The sequence below is a fragment of the Pseudomonas sp. B1-22 genome (genome assembly GCF_050474425.1).
GTDB lineage: Bacteria > Pseudomonadota > Gammaproteobacteria > Pseudomonadales > Pseudomonadaceae > Pseudomonas.
This window is the reverse complement of the sequence record NZ_JBCHVH010000002.1, coordinates 831,929-855,974: the sequence shown is the minus strand read 5'-3', so window position 1 is coordinate 855,974 and position 24,046 is coordinate 831,929. Positions and strand designations below refer to the sequence as shown.

Sequence of the window (24,046 nt, the reverse complement as noted above, 5' to 3'; positions counted from 1 at the left end):
GCACGTCCTGATTTGAGATTGAGCGCCCGGCGCAGACCGGGTGAGGAGATACCGATGAGTTACCTGCTCGACCGCCTGCAATTCTTCAAGAAGAAGCAGGGTGAATTCGCCGAGGGTCATGGCGAGGTCACCAACGAAAGCCGTGCCTGGGAAAACAGTTACCGGCAGCGCTGGCAGCACGACAAGATCGTGCGCTCCACCCACGGGGTGAACTGCACCGGCTCGTGCTCCTGGAAGATCTACGTGAAGAACGGCCTGATCACCTGGGAAACCCAGCAGACCGACTACCCGCGCACCCGCCCGGACCTGCCCAACCACGAACCGCGCGGCTGCCCCCGTGGCGCCAGCTACTCCTGGTACATGTACAGCGCCAACCGGCTGAAGTACCCCAAGGTGCGCAAGCCGTTGCTCAAGCTCTGGCGTGAAGCCCGCGCCACCCACAACGACCCGGTGGACGCCTGGGCCAGCATCGTCGAGGACAAGGCCAAGGCGAAGAGCTACAAGAGCGAGCGCGGCCTGGGTGGTTTCGTCCGCTCCAGCTGGAACGAAGTCACCGAGATCATCGCCGCCGCCAACGTCTACACCGCCAAGGCCTATGGTCCGGACCGCATCATCGGCTTCTCGCCGATCCCGGCCATGTCCATGGTCAGCTACGCCGCCGGCGCCCGTTACCTGTCGCTGATCGGCGGCGTGTGCCTGTCCTTCTACGACTGGTACTGCGACCTGCCACCGGCCAGCCCGCAAATCTGGGGCGAGCAGACCGACGTGCCGGAATCGGCCGACTGGTACAACTCCAGCTACATCATCGCCTGGGGCTCCAACGTCCCGCAGACCCGTACCCCCGACGCGCACTTCTTCACCGAAGTCCGCTACAAGGGCACCAAGACCGTGGCCGTCACCCCGGACTACTCCGAAGTGGCCAAGCTCACCGACCTCTGGCTCAACCCCAAGCAGGGCACCGACGCCGCGCTGGGCATGGCCTTTGGTCACGTCATCCTCAAGGAATTCCACCTCGAGAAGCCCAGCGCCTACTTCGTCGACTACTGCCGCCAGTACACCGACATGCCGATGCTGGTGCTGCTCGAACCGCACGAAGGCGGCGTACTCAAGCCGACCCGCTACCTGCGCGCGGCTGACCTGGCCGGCAACCTCGGCCAGGACAACAACCCCGAGTGGAAGACCATCGGCCTGGACGAAATCTCCGGCGAACTGGTTTCGCCCACCGGCGCCATCGGCTATCGCTGGGGCGAGTCGGGCAAGTGGAACATCGAGGAGAAGGAAGGCGGCGAGAAGCGTGACACCCGCCTGGCCCTGACCCTGATCGACGGTCCGGAAAAAGCCTGCGACGTGGCCTTCCCGTACTTCGCAGGGCAAGAGCATCCGCACTTCAAGGGCGTGGAAAACGACGAGGTGCTGGTGCGCCGCGTACCCTTCCGCGAAGTCACCGGCGCCGACGGCCAGACCCTGCGCGTCGCCACCGTGTACGACCTGCAGATGGCCAACTACAGCGTCGACCGTGGCCTGGGGGGGCGCAACGTTGCCGCGTCCTATAACGACGCCGACGTGCCCTACACCCCGGCCTGGCAGGCGCGCATCACCGGCGTACCGGCCGCCCGCGCGATCCAGGTGGCCCGTGAGTTCGCCGACAGCGCCGACAAGACCCACGGCAAGGCCATGGTCATCATCGGCGCGGCGATGAACCACTGGTACCACATGGACATGAACTACCGCGCGGTCATCAACATGCTGATGATGTGCGGCTGCATCGGCCAGAGCGGCGGCGGCTGGGCGCACTACGTCGGCCAGGAAAAACTCCGCCCGCAGACCGGCTGGGTGCCGCTGGCCTTCGGCACCGACTGGAGCCGTCCGCCGCGGCAGATGAACGGCACCAGCTTCTTCTACCTGCACAGCTCGCAGTGGCGGCACGAGAAGATCTCGATGCACGAAGTCCTCTCGCCGCTGGCCGACACCAGGCAGTTCCCCGAGCATGCGCTGGACTACAACATCCGCGCCGAACGCATGGGCTGGCTGCCGTCCGCCCCGCAGCTCAACCGCAACCCGCTGCACCTCTTCGCCGATGCCGAGAAGGCCGGCATCCCGGTGCAGGACTACGTGGTGCGCGAGCTCAAGGCCGGCAACCTGCGCGTGGCCAGCGAACAGCCGGATGATCCGCAGAACTTCCCGCGCAACATGTTCATCTGGCGTTCCAACCTGCTCGGCTCCTCGGGCAAGGGCCACGAGTACATGCTCAAGTACCTGCTGGGCGCGAAGAACGGCGTGATGAACGACGACCTCGGCAAGGCCGGCGGCCCTTGCCCGGGCGAAGTGGACTGGGTCGACGAAGGCGCCGAAGGCAAGCTGGACCTGGTCACTACCCTGGACTTCCGCATGTCCTCCACCTGCATGTACTCGGACATCGTCCTGCCGACCGCGACCTGGTACGAGAAGGACGACCTCAACACCTCCGACATGCACCCCTTCATCCACCCGCTGTCGGCTGCCACCGACCCGGCCTGGGAAGCCAAGAGCGACTGGGAGATCTACAAGGCGATTGCCAGGAAGTTCTCCGAGGTCTCCGTCGGCCACCTGGGCGTGGAAAAGGACCTGGTCACCGTGCCGCTGCTGCACGACACCGCCAACGAACTCGCGCAGCCCTTCGGCGGCAGCGACTGGAAGAAGGGCGAGTGCGAACCGGTCCCCGGCCGCAGCATGCCGACCCTGCACGTGGTCGAGCGTGACTACCCCAACACCTACAAGAAGTTCACCTCCCTCGGCCCGCTGCTGGACAAGCTCGGCAACGGCGGCAAGGGCATCGGCTGGAACACCGACAAGGAGATCAAGCTGCTCGGCGAGCTGAACCACAAGGTCACCGAACCGGGTGTCAGCCAGGGCCGTCCACGCATCGAGAGCGCCATCGACGCTGCCGAGGTGATCCTCGCCCTGGCGCCGGAAACCAACGGCCAGGTCGCCGTGAAGGCCTGGGAAGCGCTGTCGAAGTTCACCGGCCGCGACCACACCCACCTGGCGCTGCCCAAGGAAGAAGAGAAGATCCGCTTCCGTGATGTCCAGGCGCAGCCGCGCAAGATCATCTCCAGCCCCACCTGGTCGGGCCTGGAAGATGAGCACGTGAGCTACAACGCCGGCTACACCAACGTCCACGAGATGATCCCGTGGCGCACCCTCACCGGTCGCCAGCAGTTCTACCAGGATCACCCCTGGATGCAGGCCTTCGGCGAGGGCTTCGTCAGCTACCGGCCGCCGGTCAACACCCGCAGCACCGACAAGCTGTTCAACAAGAAGCCCAACGGCCACGCCGAGATCACCCTGAACTGGATCACCCCGCACCAGAAGTGGGGCATCCACTCCACCTACAGCGACAACCTGCTGATGCTCACCCTGTCGCGCGGCGGCCCGATCATCTGGATGAGCGAGCACGACGCGAAAAGCGTCGGCATCGAGGACAACGACTGGGTCGAGGTCTTCAACGCCAACGGCGCAGCGACCTGCCGCGCCGTGGTCAGCCAGCGCGTGAAGGACGGCATGGTGATGATGTACCACGCCCAGGAGCGCATCGTGAACCTGCCGGGCAGCGAAACCACCGGCACCCGCGGCGGCCACCACAACTCGGTGACCCGCGTGGTCTTGAAACCCACCCACATGATCGGCGGCTACGCCCAGCAGGCGTGGGGCTTCAACTACTACGGCACCGTCGGCTGCAACCGCGACGAGTTCGTCGTGGTGCGCAAGATGAACAAGGTCGACTGGCTCGACGAGCCGGAGCAGGGCGGCCTGGGCGGTGACGCCCTGCCGCAACCGCTGCCCCAGGACATTTGAGGATTACTGCCATGAAAATTCGTTCGCAAGTCGGCATGGTGCTGAACCTCGACAAATGCATCGGTTGCCACACCTGCTCCATCACCTGCAAGAACGTCTGGACCAGCCGCGAAGGCGTCGAGTACGCCTGGTTCAACAACGTCGAAACCAAGCCCGGCATCGGTTACCCGAAAGAGTGGGAGAACCAGGAAAAGTGGAAGGGCGGCTGGAAGCGTAACGCCGACGGCTCCATCGTCCCGCGCATCGGCGGCAAGTTCCGCGTGCTGGCGAACATCTTCGCCAACCCCGACCTGCCGGAAATCGATGACTACTACGAGCCTTTCGACTTCGACTACCAGCACTTGCACACCGCGCCCAGGGCCCAGCACCAGCCGGTCGCCCGGCCGCGCTCGCTGGTCTCCGGCCAGCGCATGGAGAAGATCGAGTGGGGCCCCAACTGGGAAGAAATCCTCGGCACCGAGTTCGCCAAGCGGCGCAAGGACAAGAACTTCGACCAGGTCCAGGCGGATATCTACGGTGAGTACGAAAACACCTTCATGATGTACCTGCCGCGCCTGTGCGAGCACTGCCTGAACCCGGCGTGCGTGGCCTCGTGCCCGAGCGGCGCGATCTACAAGCGCGAGGAAGACGGTATCGTCCTGATCGACCAGGACAAGTGCCGCGGCTGGCGCATGTGCATCAGCGGCTGCCCATACAAGAAGATCTACTTCAACTGGAAGAGCGGCAAATCCGAGAAGTGCATCTTCTGCTACCCGCGCATCGAGGCCGGCCAGCCGACCGTCTGCTCGGAAACCTGCGTGGGTCGCATCCGCTACCTCGGCGTGCTGCTGTATGACGCCGACCGCATCCACGAAGTGGCCACCTGCGAGAACGAGCGCGAGCTGTACCAGAAGCAGCTGGAGATCTTCCTCGACCCGTTCGACCCGAAGGTGATCGAGCAGGCGCGCAAGGACGGCGTACCGGACAGCGTCATCGAGTCCGCGCAGAAATCGCCGGTGTACAAGCTGGCCATGGACTGGAAGCTGGCCCTGCCGCTGCACCCGGAATACCGCACGCTGCCGATGGTCTGGTACGTGCCGCCACTGTCACCGATCCAGAACGCCGCTTCCGAAGGGCACATCGGCAATGACGGGGTGATCCCGGACGTCGAGTCCCTGCGCATTCCCGTGCAGTACCTGGCCAACCTGCTGACCGCCGGCGACACCGCCCCGGTGCTGCTGGCCCTCAAGCGCCTGTTGGCCATGCGCGCCTACAAGCGCTCCGAGCACGTGGAAGGCAAGCAGGACCTGGAAGTGCTGAAGAAGGTCGGCCTGACCGTGAACCAGGTGGAAGAGATGTACCGCTACCTGGCCATCGCCAACTACGAAGACCGCTTCGTCATTCCCACCGCGCACCGCGAGGAAGCGCTGTCGGATGCCTTCGCCGAGCGTTCGGGTTGTGGCTTCAGCTTCGGCAACGGTTGCTCCGGCAACTCCGGCGTGAACCTGTTCGGCGGCAAGGCCGTGGACCAGCGCAACGTCATCCAGACCGTGCAGATACAGGAGTGATGGCCATGGATACGCATAGCCAATTACTGAAACTCAGCGCGCTGCTGCTGGACTACCCGCGCCTCGAACTGCGCGAGGAAAGCCTAGCGCTGCATGCCCTGATCCGCACCTGCGACCTGCCGGAGCAGCAGCGCGACGGCCTCGCTGCGCTGCTCAACGAGCTGTGCCAGGGCGACATCCTCGACGTACAGGCCCGTTACGACGGGTTGTTCGAGCGCGGTCGCTCGGTCTCCCTGCTGCTGTTCGAGCACGTGCACGGCGAAAGCCGTGACCGTGGCCAGGCGATGGTCGACCTGATGGACCGCTACACCCAGGCGGGCCTGGTCATCGACGTCAACGAGCTGCCGGACTACCTGCCGCTGTACCTGGAGTTCCTCGCCCTGCAGGACGCCGGGTCGGCCCGCGCCGGTCTCGCCGAAGTCGCCCATATCCTCGCGCTGATCGCCCTGCGCCTGGAAGAGCGCGGCAGCAGTTACGCGGCGGTGTTCAACAGCCTGCTGGAGCTGTCCGGCGAGCGGCCCGACCTCGGCGCACTCAAGCGCGACCGCGAGCAGGAAGTGCGCGACGACAGCCTGGAAGCCATCGACAAGGCCTGGGAGGAAGCCCCGGTGAGCTTTACTGAGCCCGCCGCCGGTTGCCCATCCACCAGCGCCCGGCGGATTTCCTCCGCCGCCGAACAACCCATGCAGTGGGTCGCCCAGCCGGTGCCGCAGATGCAGTACCGGGCGGCCAGAGAAGGAGTCTGAACATGTCCCTCGATCTTCTAGCGTTCGGGATCTACCCCTACGTCGCGCTCGCCATCTGCCTGATCGGCAGCTGGGCGCGCTTCGACCTCTCGCAATACACTTGGAAAGCCGGCTCCAGCCAGATGCTGAGCAAGAAGGGCATGCGCGTATACAGCAACCTGTTCCACGTCGGGGTGCTGTTCATCCTCGCCGGCCACTTCGTCGGTCTGCTGACCCCGCATGCGGTCTATGAGCACCTGATCAGCACCGAGCAGAAGCAACTGCTGGCGATGGTTTCCGGCGGCTTCTTCGGCATCCTCTGCTTCATCGGCCTGACCGGCCTGATCCTGCGCCGCCTGACCAATGAGCGCGTGCGCGCCACCGGCAACGCATCGGACCTGATGATCCTGCTGGTGCTCTACGTTCAGCTGATCCTCGGCCTGTCCACCATTGTCGCCTCCACCCATCACCTGGATGGTTCGGTGATGGTGATGCTCGCCAACTGGGCGCAGTCCATCGTCACCTTCCAGCCGCTGGCCGCCGCCGAAGCGATCGCGCCGGTCTCGCTGGTCTACAAGCTGCACGTGACCCTCGGCCTGACCCTGTTCGTGCTGTTCCCCTTCACCCGTCTGGTGCACATCGTCAGCGCTCCGGTGTGGTACTTCGGCCGCCGCTACCAGGTGGTCCGCACCAAGCGTCGCGCAGCGTGATGAAGTGGCGGATGACGCCGGCGCGTCATTCGCCCCCCTCGAACCCGTAGGGCAGATAACGCCACAGGCGTTATCCGCCATCCGGAGGTGATTGAAATGAGTTGCTCCCACTACGAAGCCAAGGTCGAACACGTCGACCTGCCTGCCATCTCCGTCAATGGCGTCGCCATCGCCGAGGATGAGCTGGCCCGCGAGCTGCAATACCATCCCGCTTCCAGCCATGCCGAGGCGCTGTACTCCGCCTGCCGCGCGCTGGTGGTACGCCAGCTGCTGGTGCAGCGCGCCGACGCGCTGGGTCTGGCGGCCGACGCGGAAGAGGGCGAGGCCCCGGAAGAAGCGCGCATTCGTGCGCTGATCGACCGTGAAGTCGGCGTGCCCGAAGCCGACGAAGCCAGCTGCCGCCAATGGTTTGATGCCAACCCCACCCGCCTGACCGCGCCCTGGCGCATGCGCCTGCGCCACGTGCTGCTGGGCTGCGCGCCGGACGACCTGGAAGGCCGCGCCAAGGCCCGCGAACAGGCCGAGGCACTGCTGGCCGAACTGCGCGAGCACCCCGAACGTTTCGCTGAGAAGGCCATGCGCTTCTCCGACTGCCCGTCCAAGGATGACGGTGGTGATCTGGGCTGGATCGAGCCGGGGCAGACCGTCCCCGAGTTCGAGAAACGCCTGCTGCAACAGCACCCCGGCCTGCTCGGCCATCCGCTGGAAAGTCGCTACGGCCTGCACGTGGTCGAGCTGATCGAGCGTGATGGCGGTGAGCCGCTGGACTTCGCCGAGGCGCGCCCGCGCATCGCCGCCTACCTGCGCGCCCAGGTGCTGCAGCGTGCGGTCAGCCAGTACATCAGCGTGCTGGCCGGCGAAGCGCAGATCGACGGCTTTGTCTTCGACGGTGCGGAGTCGCCGTTGGTGCAGTGAACCGGTTCCGGGCCCCTCTCTCCCGACCTTCCCTCCCTAAGGAGGGAGGGGTTTCGGAAACGGATACGAATCTCGGCCCTCGTGCCCTGGGCAGGGGCCGGCTGGAGTGAATCACCATGTCCGAATGGATCGACGGCCAGGGCCGCAAGGTCGACTACCTGCGCCTGTCCGTAACCGACCGCTGCGACTTCCGCTGCGTCTACTGCATGGCCGAAAACATGCGCTTCCTGCCGCGCCAGCAGGTACTCACCCTGGAAGAGATCGAGCGGGTGGCGCGGATCTTCGTCGAGCGCGGCGTGAAGAAGCTGCGCCTCACCGGCGGCGAACCGCTGGTGCGACCCGGCATCGTCCATCTCTGCGAACGCCTCGCGGCGCTGCCCGGCCTGCGCGAACTGTGCATGACCAGCAACGGCTCGCAGCTCACCTGGCTGGCCGGCGATCTGCATGCGGCTGGCCTGTCCCGCCTGAACATCAGTCTCGATACACTCGATGCGCAACGCTTCGCCGCCATCACCCGCACCGGCCGCCTGGAGCAGGTGCTGCGCGGCATCGATGCTGCCCAGCAGGCCGGGTTCGAGCATATCAAGCTCAATTGCGTGGTGATGAAGGGGCGCAATGCCGACGAAGTGCCGGCACTGGTGGATTACGCCATCGCCCACGGGCTGGACATCAGCTTCATCGAGGAGATGCCGCTGGGCCAGGTCGGCCGCGAGCGCGAGGAGAGCTTCTGCTCCAGCGACGAGGTCCGCGCGCTGATCGCCGAGCACCACGAGCTGCTGGACAGCGCCGAATACAGTGGCGGCCCGGCGCGCTATGTGCGCCTGGCGCAGCATCCGGGCACGCGCATCGGTTTCATCTCGCCGCACTCGCACAACTTCTGCGCCACCTGCAATCGCCTGCGCCTGACTGCCGAAGGCCGGCTGCTGCTGTGCCTGGGCCACGAGAACTCCCTGGACCTGCGCGGGCTACTGCGCCGCCATCCGCTGCACGACGAGCCCATCCTCGAAGCCCTGCGCGGTGCGCTGCAACGCAAGCCGGCGCGCCACGAGTTCAGCGTTGGCGACGTGCAGGTGCTGCGCTTCATGAACCTCAGCGGCGGCTGAAACAGCCCTCCCTTGGCGGGCAATATGCCCGCCACGTGCCTTGCGTTCCTGAATAGAAAACGCCCCAGGGAGCTCCGTGCTGCCCGAGTTCTGTAGGAGCGAGCTTGCTCGCGAACGCTTTCTGCCGGTGATTTCGGTGCCGTGCGATTCGCGAGCAAGCTCGCTCCTACCCAAAACCCCTTCTTTGCAGCAGACATAAAAAAGCCCCGGCGATATGAGCGTATCGCGGGGGCTTCGGGCATCTGCCAAATGTATAACCGTGGAAGCTACGGAAAATCATGCGAATGAGCGGTGCGGGCCCTCCTCGGATTGGCTGGAACACGTCCAGACTAAGGCCAGTGCCGCGCTGCCGACATTCCTCCGAAGGAGTAGCGGCGGGGCAGCAAAGGAGAGTGCGCCGGGCTGTCGCAGGACGGTGCCGCGCCGAGCCAATACGTAGGGCGTATAACGTTCGACGTTATACGCCGTTTAACCCTGGCCAAAGCCGAGTTCGAACACGGAGTCGCCGATGCGCTTGATGTATCGGCGTACAACCGCGAACGGTTGTACGCCCTGCGGTCGGAGCCCACATCAGGGGTGATTGACGTTCTGTACTTTTTAGTCCAGATTGGATTTTAAGTTTACGTGCCTCCGCGCGTGGACGGAACAGAACAAGAAGTCGTTCGCCTGGGTGAGGGCAAGGCAATGCCGCTGCGACCTTCCGTGTCGCGCCCCTGGACGAATCAAGAAATGCCGTACTCACTGCCAAGACGTAACGGCCGGCGCTCCTCCCCGGCGACCACACAACGGAGTTCATCGATGAATCGCAAAGCCCTGCTGGGCGGCCTGATGCTGGCCGCTTTCGCCACCCTCTCCCACGCCGACGACAAGCCGCTGCGCATTGGTATCGAGGCGGCGTACCCGCCCTTCGCCTACAAGACTCCCGAGGGCGGCATCGCCGGCTTCGACTACGACATCGGCAACGCCCTGTGCGAGCAGATGAAGCGCAAGTGCCAGTGGGTCGAACAGGAATACGATGGCCTGATCCCCTCGCTGAAGGTGCGCAAGATCGACGCCGCGCTGTCCTCCATCACCATCACCGACGAGCGCAAGCGCTCGGTGGACTTCACCCACAAGTACTACTTCACCCCGGGCCGTCTGGTGATGAAGGAAGGCTCGCAGCTGGACGACAAGTTCAGCCAGCTCAAGGGCAAGAATATCGGCGTGCAGCGCGGCTCCACCGCCGACCGCTTCGCCACCGAGGTACTGGGCAAGGCCGGCGCCAACGTGGTGCGCTACACCAGCCAGGACGAGATTTACCTGGACCTGGTCGCCGGCCGTCTGGACGGCACCTTCGCCGACTCCATCCCGCTGGAAATCGGCTTCCTGGAAACCGAGCGCGGCAAGGGCTTTGCCTTTATCGGCCCGGAGTTCAAGGACCCGAAATACTTCGGCGAGGGCGCCGGTATCGCGGTGCGCAAGGGCAATACCGAGCTGGTCGGCCAGCTCAACGCCGCTATCGACGCGCTGCGGGCCAATGGCAAGTACAAGGCCATTGAAGGCAAGTACTTCAAGAGCGATATCTACGGGGATTGATCTTTCCGTCGGGGTATCGCAAAGGCCGCCTTCGGGCGGCCTTTTGCTTTTCGTAGCGAGCTTGCTCGCGAACTGCCTAACGCCGATGCAGCCGGGAGATTTGTTCGCGAGCAAGCTCGCTCCTACGGTGGCGGCAAACACCTGTGCTTCCCTGTCCTCTCAAATTTCTCCGCAATGGATTTCGCGGAGAAGCTCCGCTCCTACGGAAGCAAAAGCAGCGCGGAGCAAAATGCTCTGCGTTTGCTCTTGAGGATTTCCAGAGAAATCTCCGAGCACTCCGAGCGCCCCTTCAGGAGGCCGAGTGGAATCGGAGTTTCAGGGGTTGAGCGGCATGGATGCCGCGAGAGCGTCGTTGGGCCATGGATGGCCCGTCGACGCGTGCCCCTGAAACTTCGATGGAGCGAGGGGAGTCTCGCGAAGCGAGACCCGGATGATGGGGCAAGACCTTTTGGTTCCTTTTGTGTCGTTTGACAAAAGGGACTCGCCCGAGGGGGCGAAACAAAATCTCTCAGCACACGCCGAAGCGGCGCAGAAACGCCCAAACAAGACGCGTATTGCGATCAAGTCCGAACGGAGCGAAAGAGGGACCATCAGACCTCCTCCTTCAACTCCTTCAGATGCTTGTAAACCGTCGCCCGCCCCATGTTCAGCACGTTGGCCACATAGTTCGCCGCGCTCTTGCCCTTGAATGCGCCCTCGGCATGCAGCGCCAGGACCAGTTCGCGCTTGTGGTCACGGCTCAAGGTATTGAGGCTCAGCTGGCGCTGGCGCAGCCAGGCGTGAAGGAAGGTGTTGATCCGCTCCTGCCAGTCGTCGCGGAACAGCGCGTCCGGCTGGGGAATCAGCTTGTTCGAGGAGAGGAACAGGTCCAGCGCCGCCTTGGCGGTCTCGAACAGGGTGATGTTGAGGTTGATGCACAGCACCGCCAGCGGCTCACCCTTGCCGTCGCGCAGCACGGTGCTGACCGAACGAATCTTCTGCCCGTCCCAGTTGAGCTTCTCGTAGGGGCCGATGTTGCGCTCGTCGCCGCTGCCTTCGAGCATGTCCTCCAGCGCCGAGTCGTCGCCGATCTCGCGCTTGGAGATGTTGTTGGCCAGATAGGCCACGCGCTGGTTGCGCAGGTCGTGGATGACCACCTCGGCATGGGGGAAGAACAGGGTGGCGATGGCGTCGGCGATGGCCTTGTAGTTGTCCAGTGGGTCGGCGGCGGTCATGGGCAAGGCTCTCGAAGGCGATGGGGCGGGCGCTGGCGAGTGTGCCGCAAGCGCCCGCAGGCTGTCACGGTCAGTTCGGCAGCAGGCGCGCCGGCGACAGCATCCCGGCCGTCAGGCCGTGGCGGGCCAGATGCTCGGGCAGCGCCTCGCCGCGGATCAACGTGGCGCTGGCCTCGCCCATCGCCGCCGAGGTCTGGATGCCGTAGCCGCCCTGGCCGGCCACCCAGTAGAAGCCCGGCGTGGCCGGGTCGTAGCCGGACACCAGGTCGCCGTCGGCGAAGAACGAGCGCAGGCCAGCCCAGGTGTGGCTCGGGCGGCGGATGCTCAGCGTGGTGTGCTCCTCGATCTGGTAGATGCCCAGGGCGATGTCCAGCTCTTCGGGCTGCACATCGTGGGGCTCCACCGGGTCGGCGTTGGCCGGCGAGCCGAGCAGCATGCCGGCGTCGGGCTTGAAGTAGAAGGATTCGTCCAGGCTCACCAGCACCGGCCAGGCATGGCTGTCGACACCCTCCGGCGGGCTGAACAGGAAGGCCGCGCGGCGCTTGGGCGTGAGGCCCAGCGGGGTGACGCTGGCGAGTTCGGCGACCTTGTCGCACCAGCCGCCGGCCGCGTTGACCAGCACCGGCGCGCGGTAGCTCTGCTGTGCGCAGCGCACTTCCCAGCTGCCGTCGATACGGCGGATTTCCAGGACTTCGCTGTCCAGCTGCACGCTGCCGCCGTTGCGACGGATGCCGCGCAGGTAGCCTTGCAGCAGACCGTCGGTGTCGATGTCGGCGGCGCTGGGGTCGATCATCGCGCCGTGGACCTTCTCGCGACGCAGGACCGGGACTATGGCGCAGGCCTCGTCGGCAGACAGCAGGCGCATTTCCGGCACGCTGGCGCGGGCGCTTTCGTACTGGCGCTGGAGCTCTTCCGGATTGCCTTCGAAGTCCACGGTCATCTCGCCGCGCGGGGTGAGGATTGGGTGTTCGACGAAGCCTTCGGGCGGGTTGTCGAAGAAGGCGCGGCTGGCGGCGGTCAGGGCGCGTACCTGCGGCGTGCCGTAGGCGACGGTGTAGAGCGCTGCCGAGCGGCCGGTGGAGTGGTAGCCGGCGTGGGACTCGCGCTCCAGCACGGCGACCTTGCCGTGGCGGGATAGGAAGTAGCCGGTGGAGGCGCCGGCAATACCGCCGCCGATGATGAGGAAGTCGACTTCGATCATGTTCGTCTCCGGCTCAGGCGTTCTTGGTCTGGAGATGGTAGAGCGCATTGGACAGGGCGACGTCTTCCAGGCCCAGGCCGATGGAGCGGAAGAAGGCGTGGCGCTGGTACTCCGGCTTGGCCGCCTGGCCGCTGACCAGTTCCGGCAGGTCGCCAACGATTTTGCCGTCCCAGCCATGTTCGTCGCGGGCCAGGCGCATCTCGCCGGCAGAGGCCGGGGTGGTGGCGCGGTAATCGCAGTACACGTCCATCTGTGCCAGCGACTGCGGCGGTACTTCGTGGGCGCGGGCGACGTTGGTGCTGATGGAGGTGATCAGCGCCGGTTTGCTGAGAATGGCCGGGTCGAGCACCGGGGTGCCGGAGGAGGTGCACAGCAGCACCACGTCGGCATCGGCCACGGCAGCTTCGATGCTGGCGGCCGGTTCGGCGCGGGTGTCAATGGCGCCGAACTGGGCCAGCACGCCGGCGCTCAGGTTCGGCGAGTAGATGCGGATGCTCTGCCAGTCGCGCAGGCCGGCGACGTAACGCAGGTGCGCGCGGGCGACCGGGCCGCTGCCGACGATGACCAGGCGCCTGGCGTCCGGGCGGGCCAGCTCCTGCACCGCCAGGGCGGTGGTGGCGGCGGTGCGCGCGGTGGTCAGGCTGCCGGCGTCGCACAGCAGCAGCGGCTGGCCGGTCTCCATGGACATCAACAGGCTCCACGCGGTGACCAGCGACTTGGGCTGGCGCACGATGTAGGGCGAAGTCTTCACGCCGTAGACCTTCTGCGAGGCCAGCACGCCCAGGTAGTTGATGAAGTCGCCGCCGCCGTTGGGGAATTCCACCAGTTGCTGCGCCGGTTGTACGGCGTTGCCTCCGGCCAGCTCGGCGAACATGTCGCGCATGGCCTGGAGCACGTCGACCTGTTCGAGCAGGCGTTCGGCGTCGGCCTGGTTGAGGGTGAGAGGCGTGGCAGCGGACATGGCAGAACTCCAGATGTGGATTAATTTTTCCATTCTGGACTCTATTGTCTTGATCAGCAAGAGCAGGTGGACAGATGGGCAACTGCTTGCGTAGGAGCAACTGTCTTTTGGGGTATTCGCTTCGCTCACCCTTCGGGCCGCACTGAAGTGCGTTCAGCGCAAGCGCTGTCCCGCGTTCGCGGGAGTGACGGGGGTGATTCGCGTACCCCTGCGTCATCCCTGCGAATGCGGGGGCCTAGAAAACAACGTAGGAGCGGACCTTGTCCGCGATCACCGCGGTGCATGGACAGGGATGCCGGCCTGCCGGCCGGATCGCGGAGAAGCTCCGCTCCTACGGAAGCCGAAGCGCGGAGCTGGCCTGTAGGAGCGCCCCATGGGCGTGATCGCGGGCATGGCCCGCTCCTACAGGAAGCACGCGAGTTACAGCTTGAACTGCGCCACCAGCTCTTCCTGGCTTCCGGCCACGCGACGCAGGTGCTCGCCGCAATCGCGGGTGTGCGCGGCAGTCTTGCGGTTTTCCACGGTCATGTCGCTCAGGCGGTGCATGTGCTGGTTCACTTCCTGGGTCGTGGCGGCCTGCTGCTCGGCGGCGGCGGCGATCTGGAAGGCCATGGCGTGTACGCCCTGCAGGGACTCGTCGAGTGCACCGAGGGTCTGCAGCACCGCCTGGGTGTCCTGCTCCAGGGTATGGGCCTGCTCGCTGGCGCCGCTCATGCTCGCCTGGGCCTGGACCGAGGAGTCGCCGAGGCTGCCGACGATGGCGACGATCTCGTCGGTGGCGCTGCGGGTGCGCTGGGCGAGGTTGCGCACTTCGTCGGCCACCACGGCGAAGCCACGGCCCGCTTCGCCGGCGCGGGCGGCTTCGATGGCGGCGTTGAGGGCGAGCAGGTTGGTCTGCTCGGCGATGGAGCGGATGACGTCCAGCACCGAACCGATCTGCTGGCTCTCGCCGGCCAGGGTCTGCACTACGCCGTCGGCCTGGCGCAGCCCGGTGAGCAGCTGGTCCTGGCGGCCGATCATGTGCTGTAGCGTATCCTGCATCGCCGTGAAGGCCTCTCGCGCGGCGGCGCTGCCATCGGCGCTGCGGCTGGCGCTGCCGGCGATTTCCTGCACGGTGGCGGCCATCTGGTCGACGGCGCTGACCACCATCTCCAGGGCTTCCTGCTGCTGGTCGAGGTGGCTGCTGGTGCGCCCGGCGGCGTCCAGGATGTCGCCGCTGGCATCGCCCACGGCCTCGCTGGCCTGGCGCAGACGCTCGACCACCTGGCGCCAGGCCGCGGTCATTTCGCGCAGGGCCTGCATCAGTCCGCTGCTGGCGTCGGCATCGTCGCCCAGGCGCAGTTCGCCGCCGGCCAGTCGCTGGGCCAGCGCCGCCATGTTCGCCGGCTCGCCGCCCAGCGGGCGCATCACGCTTCGGCTGACCAGCCAGGTCCCGGCGGCCACACCCAGCAAGGTCAGCAGGCCGAGCACGAGGATCTGCCACATCAGCTTGCGCACCGGAGCGAAGGCCTGGTCCTGGTCCATTTCCGCCACCAGTGCCCAGTGCTGGCCGTCCAGGTTCAGCGGGACGAAGGATTTCAGCGCCGGCTGGTTGTTCAGGCCGGCTTCGGCGAGGCGGCCCTGTTTGCCGGCCAGGGCTTTCTCGATGGCCTGACCGGGCAGGGCGGAGGGGCTTTCCTTGGCGCGGCGCACGTGACGATCGGTGAAGCGCACCGAGTCCGAGCGCAGGCCGCCGTCATTGCCCACCAGATAGGTCTCCCCGGCGTCGCCCAGGCCCTGGCGGTTCTGCATCACTTCGTTGATCGCCGAGAGCGGCAGCTCCAGCACCAGCAGCAATTTCAGCTGGTCGTTGTCCTTGATCGGAGCGGCCAGCCATTGCACCGGTTGCTGGTTGTCCAGCGCCGGCTCCAGATCACTGATGCTGGCCTTGCCGCTGTCCAGCGCCGAGCGGATGAAGCGCCCGAACGGGGTATCGCGCCAGGTCGGCGTGCCGATGTTCTGCTGGTAGTCGGCGCCGCGCCCGAGGCTGAAGACCACGGTGCCGTCGCCGGTCACCAGGCGCAGCTCGCGGTAGCCGAAGGTCTTGACGAAATTCTCGAACACCGGCCGGTCGTAGTTGGCGGTGGTCACCAGGGCCTCGCTGTCCAGGCCCGCATAGTTGCTGCCGAGGTTGTTGGCGAGGCTGCTGAGCTGGTCGTGCCGCGCTTTCCAGGCATCCATCAGTTGCCGCTGCTTGATGCTGGCGACCGCTTCCAGGGCGTTCAGGCTCTGTTCTTCGAGGGCTCGGCTGGCCTGCAGATAGACCACGACGGCCATCACCAGTACGGGAATCAGGCCGATCGACAGGAAACTCAGGGCAAGTTTGGCGCGCAGGGGCATGGGAGGATTCCGGCGAGGGTTCTTGGAATGGTTCCCGCCTGCCGTGCAAGAAGCGTGCGAATTATTTTACGACTGTAAATAAAATTGATCGAAGAAGTCGCGTGACGGGCGCTCAGGCAGGCAGATGGCGTGTTGCCATTGTTTGCATGGGAACGGCGTCGGGTCTTCCCGGCGGGTCCGGCAGGAAAATCAGGCGGCTCCCTGGTGGGGGAGGGAGGGGAGGTCGTCACCGGACGTAACGCCTGTGGAAACAAAAAAGGCGAAGCCGGATGGCTTCGCCTTGTTTTGGAGCAGAAAGCTGGTGCAGCAGCGGATCAGTACTTGCGCGGTACCGGCTTGAGCAGCTCGGTCGGCGGCATCTCGCAGTTGATCTTGCGGCCCAGCAGCTCCTCGATCGGCGGCAGGGCGAAGGCATCGTCCTCGCCGGCGAAGCTGATGGAAGTGCCGGTGGTGCCGGCGCGGCCGGTACGACCGATGCGGTGCACGTAGTCGTCCGGATCTTCCGGCAGGGTGAAGTTGATCACGTGGCTGATGCCGTCGACGTGGATGCCGCGACCGGCGACATCGGTGGCGACCAGCACGCGGATCTTGCCTTCACGGAAGCCTTCGAGAACCTTGATGCGCTTGTGCTGCGGCACGTCGCCGGACATCTGGGCGGCGCTGATGCCGTCCTTGGTCAGGCGTTCCTCGATGCGCCGCACTTCGTCCTTGCGGTTGGCGAAGACCATCACGCGGGTCCAGTCGTTCTGCGCGATCAGGTTGTACAGCAGCTTGTACTTGTCGCTGCCGGCAACGGCGTAGACGTGCTGCTCGACGGTGTCGCTGGCGACGTTTTCCGGTTCGATTTCGACGATGGCCGGGTCCACGGTCCACTGCTTGGCCAGGTTCATCACGTCGTCGGTGAAGGTGGCGGAGAACAGCAGGGTCTGGCGTTCGCCCTTGTACGGGGTCTGGCGGATGATCTGGCGGACCTGCGGGATGAAGCCCATGTCGAGCATGCGGTCGGCTTCGTCCAGCACCATCACCTCGACCATGTCCAGGTGCACTTCGCCGCGCTGGTTGAAGTCCAGCAGGCGGCCCGGGGTGGCGACCAGGATGTCGCAGAAGCGCGATTCCAGGGTGCGCAGCTGCTTGTCGAAGTCCATGCCGCCGACGAAGCTCATGACGTTCAGGCCGGTGTACTTGGCCAGGCCGATGGCGTCGTTGGCGATCTGCACCACCAGCTCGCGGGTCGGCGCGATGATCAGCGCGCGCGGCTCGCCCATGTAGCGCTCTTTCGGCGGCGGGGTCTGCAGCAGCTGGGTGATGATCGAGATGAGGAACGCGGCGGTCTTGCCGGTGCCGGTCTGGGCGCGGCCGATGGCGTCCTGGCCGCGCAGGGTGAAGCCCAGTACCTGCGCCTGGATCGGCGTGCAGTAGGGGAAGCCCAGGTCATGGATGGCATGCATCAGACGCGGGTCGAGGTTGAAGTCGTGGAAACGGGTCTTGCCTTCGGCCGGCTCGACCACGAAGTCTTCCAGCTTCCAGTTGTCCACCACCGGCGGACGCGGCTTGCGCTCGCGGCGCGGCTTGTCGGCCCTGGGCTCGCGCGGCTTGTCGGCGCGCTCGGTCTTCTCGCCGCGTTCGGCTTTCTCGGAACGCTCGGCACGGGGCTTGTCGCCCTTGGGAGCACGGGCCTGCTTCTCGGCGGCCTCGCCTTCGGGGCGCGGATTGCGCGGTTTGCGCGGACGCTTCTCACCGCTCTGGGCGGGCTCGGAGGCAGCGGGGGCGGGGGCTGCCGGCGTGGCGACGGGCTGCTCGCCCTCGCCTTTGCTGAAGATTTTCTTGAGTGCTTTGAGCACGGTGGTCTCGTACTGGTTAAGGAATGAACGGCCGCCAGTGTAATGCAAGATGCCCGCAGGGCGAAGTGCCACAGGATTTCCCGGGCTTGACGGGACGGGTGAATGCCGTGTTGCGGTGACGGCGATAGGCCTTACGGCAGCGTTTCCAGCAGCAGGCGGCGCACGTTGCCGCCCATGATGGCGGCGATGTCCGGCTGGCTGAAGCCGGCTTCGGCAAGGCCCTGGGTCAGCTGCGCCAGGCCGCTGGTGTCGAAGGGCGTGTGCACGGCGCCGTCGAAGTCCGAGCCCAGGGCGATGTGCTGCACACCGACCTTGTCGGCGGCGTAGCGGATGGCCTTGACGATGGCCTTGACCGAGGTATCGCACACCGCGCCGTCCCAGTAGCCGATGCCGATCACCCCGCCGGTGGCGGCGATGCGTTGCAGATGGGCGTCGGTCAGGTTGCGGATGCCCGGACAGGTGCCCTCGACGCCGGTGTGCGACACCAGCACCGGGTGGGTGGCGATGGCCAGCACGTCGTCGATCAGCGCGCGGGAGGCGTGCGCCAGGTCCACCAGCATCTTCTTCTCTTCCAGGCGGGCGATCACCTCGCGGCCGAAGGGCGTCAGGCCGCCTTTCTTCAGGCCGTGGGCGGAGCCGCCGATTTCGTTGTCGAAGAAGTGGGTCAGACCCATGATGCGGAAACCCGCGTCGTACATGCGGTCGATGTTCTCGAGCCGGCCCTCCAGCGGGTGCAGGCCTTCGGTGGCGAGCACGGCGGCGACCTGGTTCGGCTGCTTGTCCCAGGCGTCGAGGTAGCGGGCGAAGTCGGCTCGGCTGCGCACCAGCGTCAGCTTGCCCTGGCTGGCGGCGGCAGCTTCTTCGAGCATCCGGCCCTGGTAGAGGGCGCGTTCGAGCAGGCTGGTCCAGGTCGCGCGCGGCCAGCGCTGGGCGATGATCAGCGGGGTGATGTTGTCGCTGTCGGCGCCATTGCGCTCGTAGTTCAGGCCACGCGGGGTCTTGGTGACGGTGGAGAACACCTGCAGGCCGACGTGGCCTTGCAGCAGACGCGGCAGGTCGCTGTGGCCGTAGTCGTGGCGCTCCAGCAGGTTGCGGTCCCAGAGCAGGGCGTCATCGTGCAGGTCGGCGACGAACAGGGTCTTGTGCAGGGCGGTTGCAGCATCGGAGGCGGGGTAGGGCGGCGGGGCGGCCACCGTGTTCATCTTGCGGTCGAAATACCCCGGCAGGTTGAAGAAGATTCCCAGGCCAACGGCCACCAGTACGAGCAAAGCGATCAGGGTCTTGCGCATTTCAGCATCCCGGCTGTCTTGTTCTTGTGCGCGGACTGTATCAAAGGGGCAACGGCAGGTGCGGGAATTCGGTGGCGGCTCATCCCACCAGGCGATTGCGGCCTTCCTGCTTGGCCTGGTAGAGCGCGCTGTCGGCCCGCAGGATCAGGTTCGGCAGGTTTTCCTGGTAGTCCATCTGGGCCAGGCCCAGGGATACGGTGACGCCGGGCAGCACGCCCATCGGCGAATAGAAGGTCTTCACCTGTTCCAGGCTCTGGCGCAGCCGGTTGCCGATGCGCCGGGCTTCATCCACGCCGATCTCCGGGAGCAGGATGACGAACTCCTCGCCGCCGTAGCGCGCCATGCTGTCCTTTGGGCGCAACTGGCTGCGCAGGGTGTGGGCGACCAGGCAGAGGGCGTAGTCGCCGGCCAGGTGGCCGTGTTCGTCGTTGTAGTCCTTGAAGTGGTCGACATCCAGCATGAGCAGGCACAGCGGGTGCTCGTTGAAGGCGCAGCGGGTGCTTTCGCGCTCATAGATGTGTTCCAGCCAGCGCCGGTTGAACAGTCCGGTGAGGGTGTCGATGTTGGCGTTCTGCTCGGTGTCGAGAATGATCCGGTTGCCCTGGCGCACCTTTTCGCAGAGCACGCCGAGCAGGTTCTGCATGACCTGCGGGGAATGCTGGAAGAGGCTGATCAGCGCCTCGCGATGCAGGCGCAGGACGGTGGTCGGTTCGGCGGCCACTACGTAGGCGGAAGGGTGGTCGTTGTCGATGAAGCTGATTTCGCCGGCGCAGTCGCCAGGGTTGAGGGTGGTAACCGGCTGGTTGTCGAGCGAGCCCAGGTACACCTTCAACTGGCCGCGCAGGACCATATAGAGGAAGTGGTTGCGGTTGAACGGCGAGAGAAGGATTTCACCGGCCTCCAACTCGCAGGCGCGAAAGTCCTTCAGCAGCTGTTGCAGGCAGTTTGCAGCGACGTTCTGGAACAGGCGGAGGTGCTGCAGTTGCTGGATATCCTCGTTCCATTGCGCGGGCTTCATGGCGCTGTGGAGGCGGGGAAGGGACTGAGGATGTGCACGACCGACTCTCCCTAGTAGTCCAATTCGCACATTGAGCCATCAGTATTAATCAGATTTGGATACTGGCAATCTGGCGCCATGCCGGGCCGACCGGCGGTCAGCCGGCGATTCATCGGCTCTTCAGCACGACCGGGCCGTTCCCCAGAATGAGCCGGCGGTCTTCGCCGGCCCATTTCCCGCCATGATCAGAGGCGTTCCCGCAGCCATGCGGCGATGTCGCCGAGCTCCTCGTTGCTGACTTCGTGGCTCATCGGGTAGGTGCGCCACTGCGCCGGGACGCCGCTTGTCAGCAGGAAGTCGTAGGCAGCGCGGCCCATGGCGGGCGTGACCACGTCATCGAGCGTGCCGTGCAGACAGAGCGCCGGCAGTTGTCGTTGGGTGGCCGGCACGTCGATGCCGTCGCCGAAGGTCGGGCCGTAGGTGGACAGGGCCATGACCCCGCCCAGTTCGCCGCTCCAGCGCAGGTAGCCGGTGTGCAGCACCACGGCGCCGCCCTGGGAGAAACCGGCGAGGATGATACGGCGGGCTTCGATGCCCTGTTCGATCTGCCCCTGGATCAGTGCGATCACGTCGTCGGCCGAGGCATTCAGCTGTGCTTCGTCGATGGCGCGGGCCGGCGCCATGGCGAGGATGTCGTACCAGCTCGGCGCGGGCATGCCGTTGAACACCGTGACCGGGCGGGTCGGCGCCTGCGGGAGGATGAAGCGGGTGCTGGTGAAGTGGCGGCAGCAACTGTGCTACCGGCTCGAAGTCGTAACGGTCGGCCCCCAGGCCGTGCAACCAAATGACGCAGGCGTCGGCCGGACGGGAGGGTTCGAGGATCAGGGGCTGGGTCATGGAGGCTCCAGGATGGGGCGGGCGCTCTAGGAAGGCGCACCGCGCGCGAATACGGTTGAAAGCAGCCTGCAAGAAGATGTCGCATTGCCATAACTTGCAGGACTTGACGCTGCCGGATTGTAGGAACTTTCGCAGAGCTGGTACGGCCCTTGCTGTCTCAGGCTCCAGGCTGTGCCACCCCGCTTGCGGTAACACTTTACCGACCCCATCCGGAAAGCTGTACCGCAAGCGGGGTGGCAAAGGCCTTGGGCCGCTCCAGGGCCCGTCGTCGTCCGCCGCGGTCAACGGTTGGCGCGACGGGCCTTCGCCTTCATGCGCATGATCTGCATATACCCGTTCCAGTCCGCATTACCTGCGGGCTCGGGGGACGTCTGCAACGCCTCGGTGCGGTTTCCGAGAGCCGACTAGACTCACCCTTAGGTTTCCATCCCGACAGTGGTCTTGCTTGTGCCTCACGAGGGTACGGCGGTGGAAAACCGGGACTCCAGAACACTAAAAAAGCAACGGAGAAGATCGATGAAGATGGTGAAATCCACCCTGGCTGTGCTGACTACCGCTGTCGTGTTCGGTATCAGCGGCCTCGCTCACGCGGGTGCCACCCTGGATGCTGTGAAGAAGAAAGGCTACGTGCAGTGCGGTATCAGTGACGGTCTTCCGGGCTTCTCCTACGCCGACGCCAAAGGGCAGTACAAGGGCATCGACGTCGATGTCTGCCGTGCCGTGGCCGCCGCCGTGTTCGGCGATGCCAGCAAGGTCAAGTTCAGCCCGTTGACCGCCAAGGAGCGCTTCACCGCGCTGCAGTCCGGCGAGATCGACATCCTCTCGCGCAACTCCACCTGGACCAGTTCGCGCGACAGCGCCATGGGCCTGAGCTTCGTCGGCGTGACCTACTACGATGGCCAGGGCTTCCTGGTGAACAAGAAGCTCGGCGTCTCCAGCGCCAAGGAGCTCGACGGCGCCACCGTGTGCATCCAGGCGGGCACCACCACCGAGCTGAACCTGTCCGACTACTTCCGTTCCAACAACCTCAAGTACACCCCCATCACCTACGACACCTCCGACGAGAGCGCCAAGTCGCTGGAGTCCGGCCGTTGCGACGTGCTGACCTCCGACCAGTCGCAGCTCTACGCCCAGCGCATCAAGCTGGCCAAGCCCGACGACTACGTGGTGCTGCCGGAAGTCATCTCCAAGGAGCCGCTGGCCCCGGCGGTTCGCCAGGGTGACGAGGAGTGGTTCCACATCGCGCGCTGGACGCTCTTCGCACTGCTCAACGCCGAGGAACTGGGCGTGAACTCGAAGAACGTCGAGGAGATGGCGAAGAACACCAAGAACCCGGACGTCGCCCGCCTGCTCGGCGCTGAAGGCGACTACGGCAAGGATCTGAAACTGTCCAAGGACTGGGTGGTGCAGATCGTCAAGCAAGTGGGTAACTACGGCGAGATCTTCGACCGCAACGTCGGCGACGGCAGCGAGCTGAAGATCAAGCGTGGCCTCAACGCCCAGTGGAACAAGGGTGGTCTGCAGTACGCACCGCCGGTGCGCTGACCCTTCCCGCGTGTGCCGGTGCCCTGATGGCGGGCGCCGGCCCTGTTTCTGATGACGTGAAGCTTCCGCTGGCGACGCGGGCGTAGCCCCGTGTCCGCCTGCGGAGGATTCCGAGAGGGCTTACATGCAGAATTCCGTCAAGGCCCAGCGCCCGCGGGGGGTATCGCTCAACGATCCCGTCGTGCGCGGCTGGGCATTCCAGATCATCGCGGTGATCGCCGTCGTGGCGGTCGGCTGGTTCCTCTTCGATAACACCCAGACCAACCTGGCGCATCGGGGCATCCAGTCCGGCTTCGGGTTCCTGCAGAACAGCGCCGGATTCGGTATCTCCCAGCACCTGATCGACTACAGCGAAAGCGATACCTATGGCCGGGTGTTCCTGGTCGGCCTGCTGAACACGCTGCTGGTCACGGTGGTCGGCATCTTCTTCGCCACCGTCATCGGCTTCATCCTCGGCGTGGCGCGGCTGTCGCACAACTGGCTGATCCGCAAGCTGGCGACCCTGTACATCGAGACCTTCCGCAACATCCCGCCGCTGCTGCAGATCTTCTTCTGGTACTTCGCCGTCCTCGGGCCGCTGCCCGGCCCGCGGCAGAGCATCAGCTTCGGCGGCCTGTTCTTCGTCAACAACCGCGGCCTGCAGATGCCCCAGCCGCTGCCCGCCGACGGTCTGGGGCCGTTCATCGTGGCGTTCATCCTGGCCCTGGTCGGCTGGGCGGTGATCTGGAAGTGGGCCAAGGCCCGCCGCCATGCTACCGGCAAGACCTTCCCGGTGTTCCTCAGCGGCCTGGCGCTGCTGATCCTGCTGCCGGGCGTGGTGTCGCTGGTGGCCGGTGCGCCGTTCCATTGGGATGTGCCGGTGCTGCAGGGCTTCAACTTCCGCGGCGGCTGGGTGGTGATCCCGGAGCTGGTGTCGATTGTCCTCGCCCTGTCGGTGTACACCGCTGCCTTCATCGGCGAGACGGTGCGCGCCGGCATCCAGGCGGTCAGCCATGGCCAGACCGAGGCCGCCGGGTCCCTGGGCCTGCGCCCGGGGCAGACCCTGCGCCTGGTGATCATTCCACAGGCGCTGCGGGTGATCATTCCGCCGCTGACCAGCCAGTACCTGAACCTGGCGAAGAACTCCTCGCTGGCCGCCGCCATCGGCTACCCGGACATGGTCTCGCTGTTCGCCGGCACGGTGCTCAACCAGACCGGCCAGGCCATCGAGACCATGACCATCACCATGAGCGTGTACCTGGCCATCAGCATCAGCATTTCGCTGCTGATGAACTGGTACAACAAGCGCATCGCGCTGATCGAGCGGTAGGGAG

General features: G+C 65.5%; 16 protein-coding genes and 1 pseudogene. 9 read left to right on the top strand and 8 right to left on the bottom strand.

Annotated features, from left to right (window positions below):
- Positions 1-54 precede the first annotated feature (54 nt).
- From ACQ5BL_RS10780 to ACQ5BL_RS10750, 7 genes are all read left to right on the top strand, one after another.
- Positions 55-3,834 (top strand): nitrate reductase subunit alpha, encoded by a 3,780-nt coding sequence (locus ACQ5BL_RS10780; RefSeq protein WP_243806295.1) that lies wholly within the window; start codon positions 55-57, stop codon positions 3,832-3,834.
- 11 nt (positions 3,835-3,845) lie between these two features.
- A complete protein-coding gene (gene narH / locus ACQ5BL_RS10775) occupies positions 3,846-5,381 on the top strand; it encodes a nitrate reductase subunit beta (protein ID WP_243806293.1) in 1,536 nt (511 codons plus the stop codon).
- A gap of 5 nt (positions 5,382-5,386) precedes the next feature.
- Positions 5,387-6,127, top strand: a complete 741-nt coding sequence (gene narJ / locus ACQ5BL_RS10770) for a nitrate reductase molybdenum cofactor assembly chaperone (RefSeq protein WP_243806291.1) — start codon at positions 5,387-5,389, stop codon at positions 6,125-6,127.
- Between the two features lie 2 nt (positions 6,128-6,129).
- Positions 6,130-6,816 (top strand): respiratory nitrate reductase subunit gamma, encoded by a 687-nt coding sequence (gene narI, locus ACQ5BL_RS10765; protein WP_045210685.1) that lies wholly within the window; start codon positions 6,130-6,132, stop codon positions 6,814-6,816.
- A gap of 96 nt (positions 6,817-6,912) precedes the next feature.
- Positions 6,913-7,731 carry a peptidylprolyl isomerase gene (locus tag ACQ5BL_RS10760; protein ID WP_243806289.1) on the top strand — a complete coding sequence of 273 codons (819 nt, stop codon included), beginning with the start codon at positions 6,913-6,915 and terminating at the stop codon, positions 7,729-7,731.
- Between the two features lie 116 nt (positions 7,732-7,847).
- Entirely contained in the window at positions 7,848-8,834 is a 987-nt protein-coding gene (gene moaA, locus ACQ5BL_RS10755; protein WP_243806288.1) for a GTP 3',8-cyclase MoaA, read from the top strand.
- Positions 8,835-9,632: 798 nt separating this feature from the next.
- On the top strand, positions 9,633-10,409 hold the full coding sequence (locus tag ACQ5BL_RS10750; protein WP_243806286.1) for an ABC transporter substrate-binding protein: 777 nt from the start codon (positions 9,633-9,635) through the stop codon (positions 10,407-10,409).
- Between the two features lie 590 nt (positions 10,410-10,999).
- On the opposite strand, the gene ACQ5BL_RS10745 is transcribed toward ACQ5BL_RS10750, so the two are convergent.
- The 8 genes and pseudogenes from ACQ5BL_RS10745 to ACQ5BL_RS10710 all read right to left on the bottom strand — a co-directional run bounded on the left by ACQ5BL_RS10745 (position 11,000) and on the right by ACQ5BL_RS10710 (position 21,188).
- Positions 11,000-11,623 carry a helix-turn-helix transcriptional regulator gene (locus ACQ5BL_RS10745; RefSeq protein ID WP_243806284.1) on the bottom strand — a complete coding sequence of 208 codons (624 nt, stop codon included), beginning with the start codon at positions 11,621-11,623 and terminating at the stop codon, positions 11,000-11,002.
- A gap of 70 nt (positions 11,624-11,693) precedes the next feature.
- Entirely contained in the window at positions 11,694-12,824 is a 1,131-nt protein-coding gene (locus ACQ5BL_RS10740; RefSeq protein WP_243806282.1) for an NAD(P)/FAD-dependent oxidoreductase, read from the bottom strand.
- A gap of 13 nt (positions 12,825-12,837) precedes the next feature.
- The gene (locus ACQ5BL_RS10735; RefSeq protein ID WP_243806280.1) at positions 12,838-13,785 is read right to left on the bottom strand and encodes an ornithine cyclodeaminase family protein; all 948 of its coding nucleotides are present in this window, start codon (positions 13,783-13,785) and stop codon (positions 12,838-12,840) included.
- A gap of 420 nt (positions 13,786-14,205) precedes the next feature.
- Positions 14,206-16,164, bottom strand: coding sequence for a methyl-accepting chemotaxis protein (locus tag ACQ5BL_RS10730; protein ID WP_430293120.1), 1,959 nt, complete (start codon positions 16,162-16,164; stop codon positions 14,206-14,208).
- A 314-nt stretch (positions 16,165-16,478) separates the two neighbouring features.
- Entirely contained in the window at positions 16,479-18,005 is a 1,527-nt protein-coding gene (gene rhlB / locus ACQ5BL_RS10725) for an ATP-dependent RNA helicase RhlB (RefSeq protein WP_243806276.1), read from the bottom strand.
- Between the two features lie 131 nt (positions 18,006-18,136).
- On the bottom strand, positions 18,137-19,294 hold the full coding sequence (locus tag ACQ5BL_RS10720; RefSeq protein ID WP_430293119.1) for a dipeptidase: 1,158 nt from the start codon (positions 19,292-19,294) through the stop codon (positions 18,137-18,139).
- Between the two features lie 79 nt (positions 19,295-19,373).
- Positions 19,374-20,312 (bottom strand): GGDEF domain-containing protein, encoded by a 939-nt coding sequence (locus ACQ5BL_RS10715; RefSeq protein WP_243806272.1) that lies wholly within the window; start codon positions 20,310-20,312, stop codon positions 19,374-19,376.
- Positions 20,313-20,536: 224 nt separating this feature from the next.
- A pseudogene (locus ACQ5BL_RS10710) lies at positions 20,537-21,188 on the bottom strand (alpha/beta hydrolase).
- Between the two features lie 516 nt (positions 21,189-21,704).
- On the opposite strand from ACQ5BL_RS10710, the gene ACQ5BL_RS10705 reads away from it, so the two are divergent.
- The gene (locus ACQ5BL_RS10705; RefSeq protein WP_243806267.1) at positions 21,705-22,733 is read left to right on the top strand and encodes an amino acid ABC transporter substrate-binding protein; all 1,029 of its coding nucleotides are present in this window, start codon (positions 21,705-21,707) and stop codon (positions 22,731-22,733) included.
- 124 nt (positions 22,734-22,857) lie between these two features.
- Complete coding sequence (locus ACQ5BL_RS10700) at positions 22,858-24,042, top strand: amino acid ABC transporter permease (protein WP_430293118.1); 1,185 nt, start codon at positions 22,858-22,860, stop codon at positions 24,040-24,042.
- Positions 24,043-24,046 lie beyond the last annotated feature (4 nt).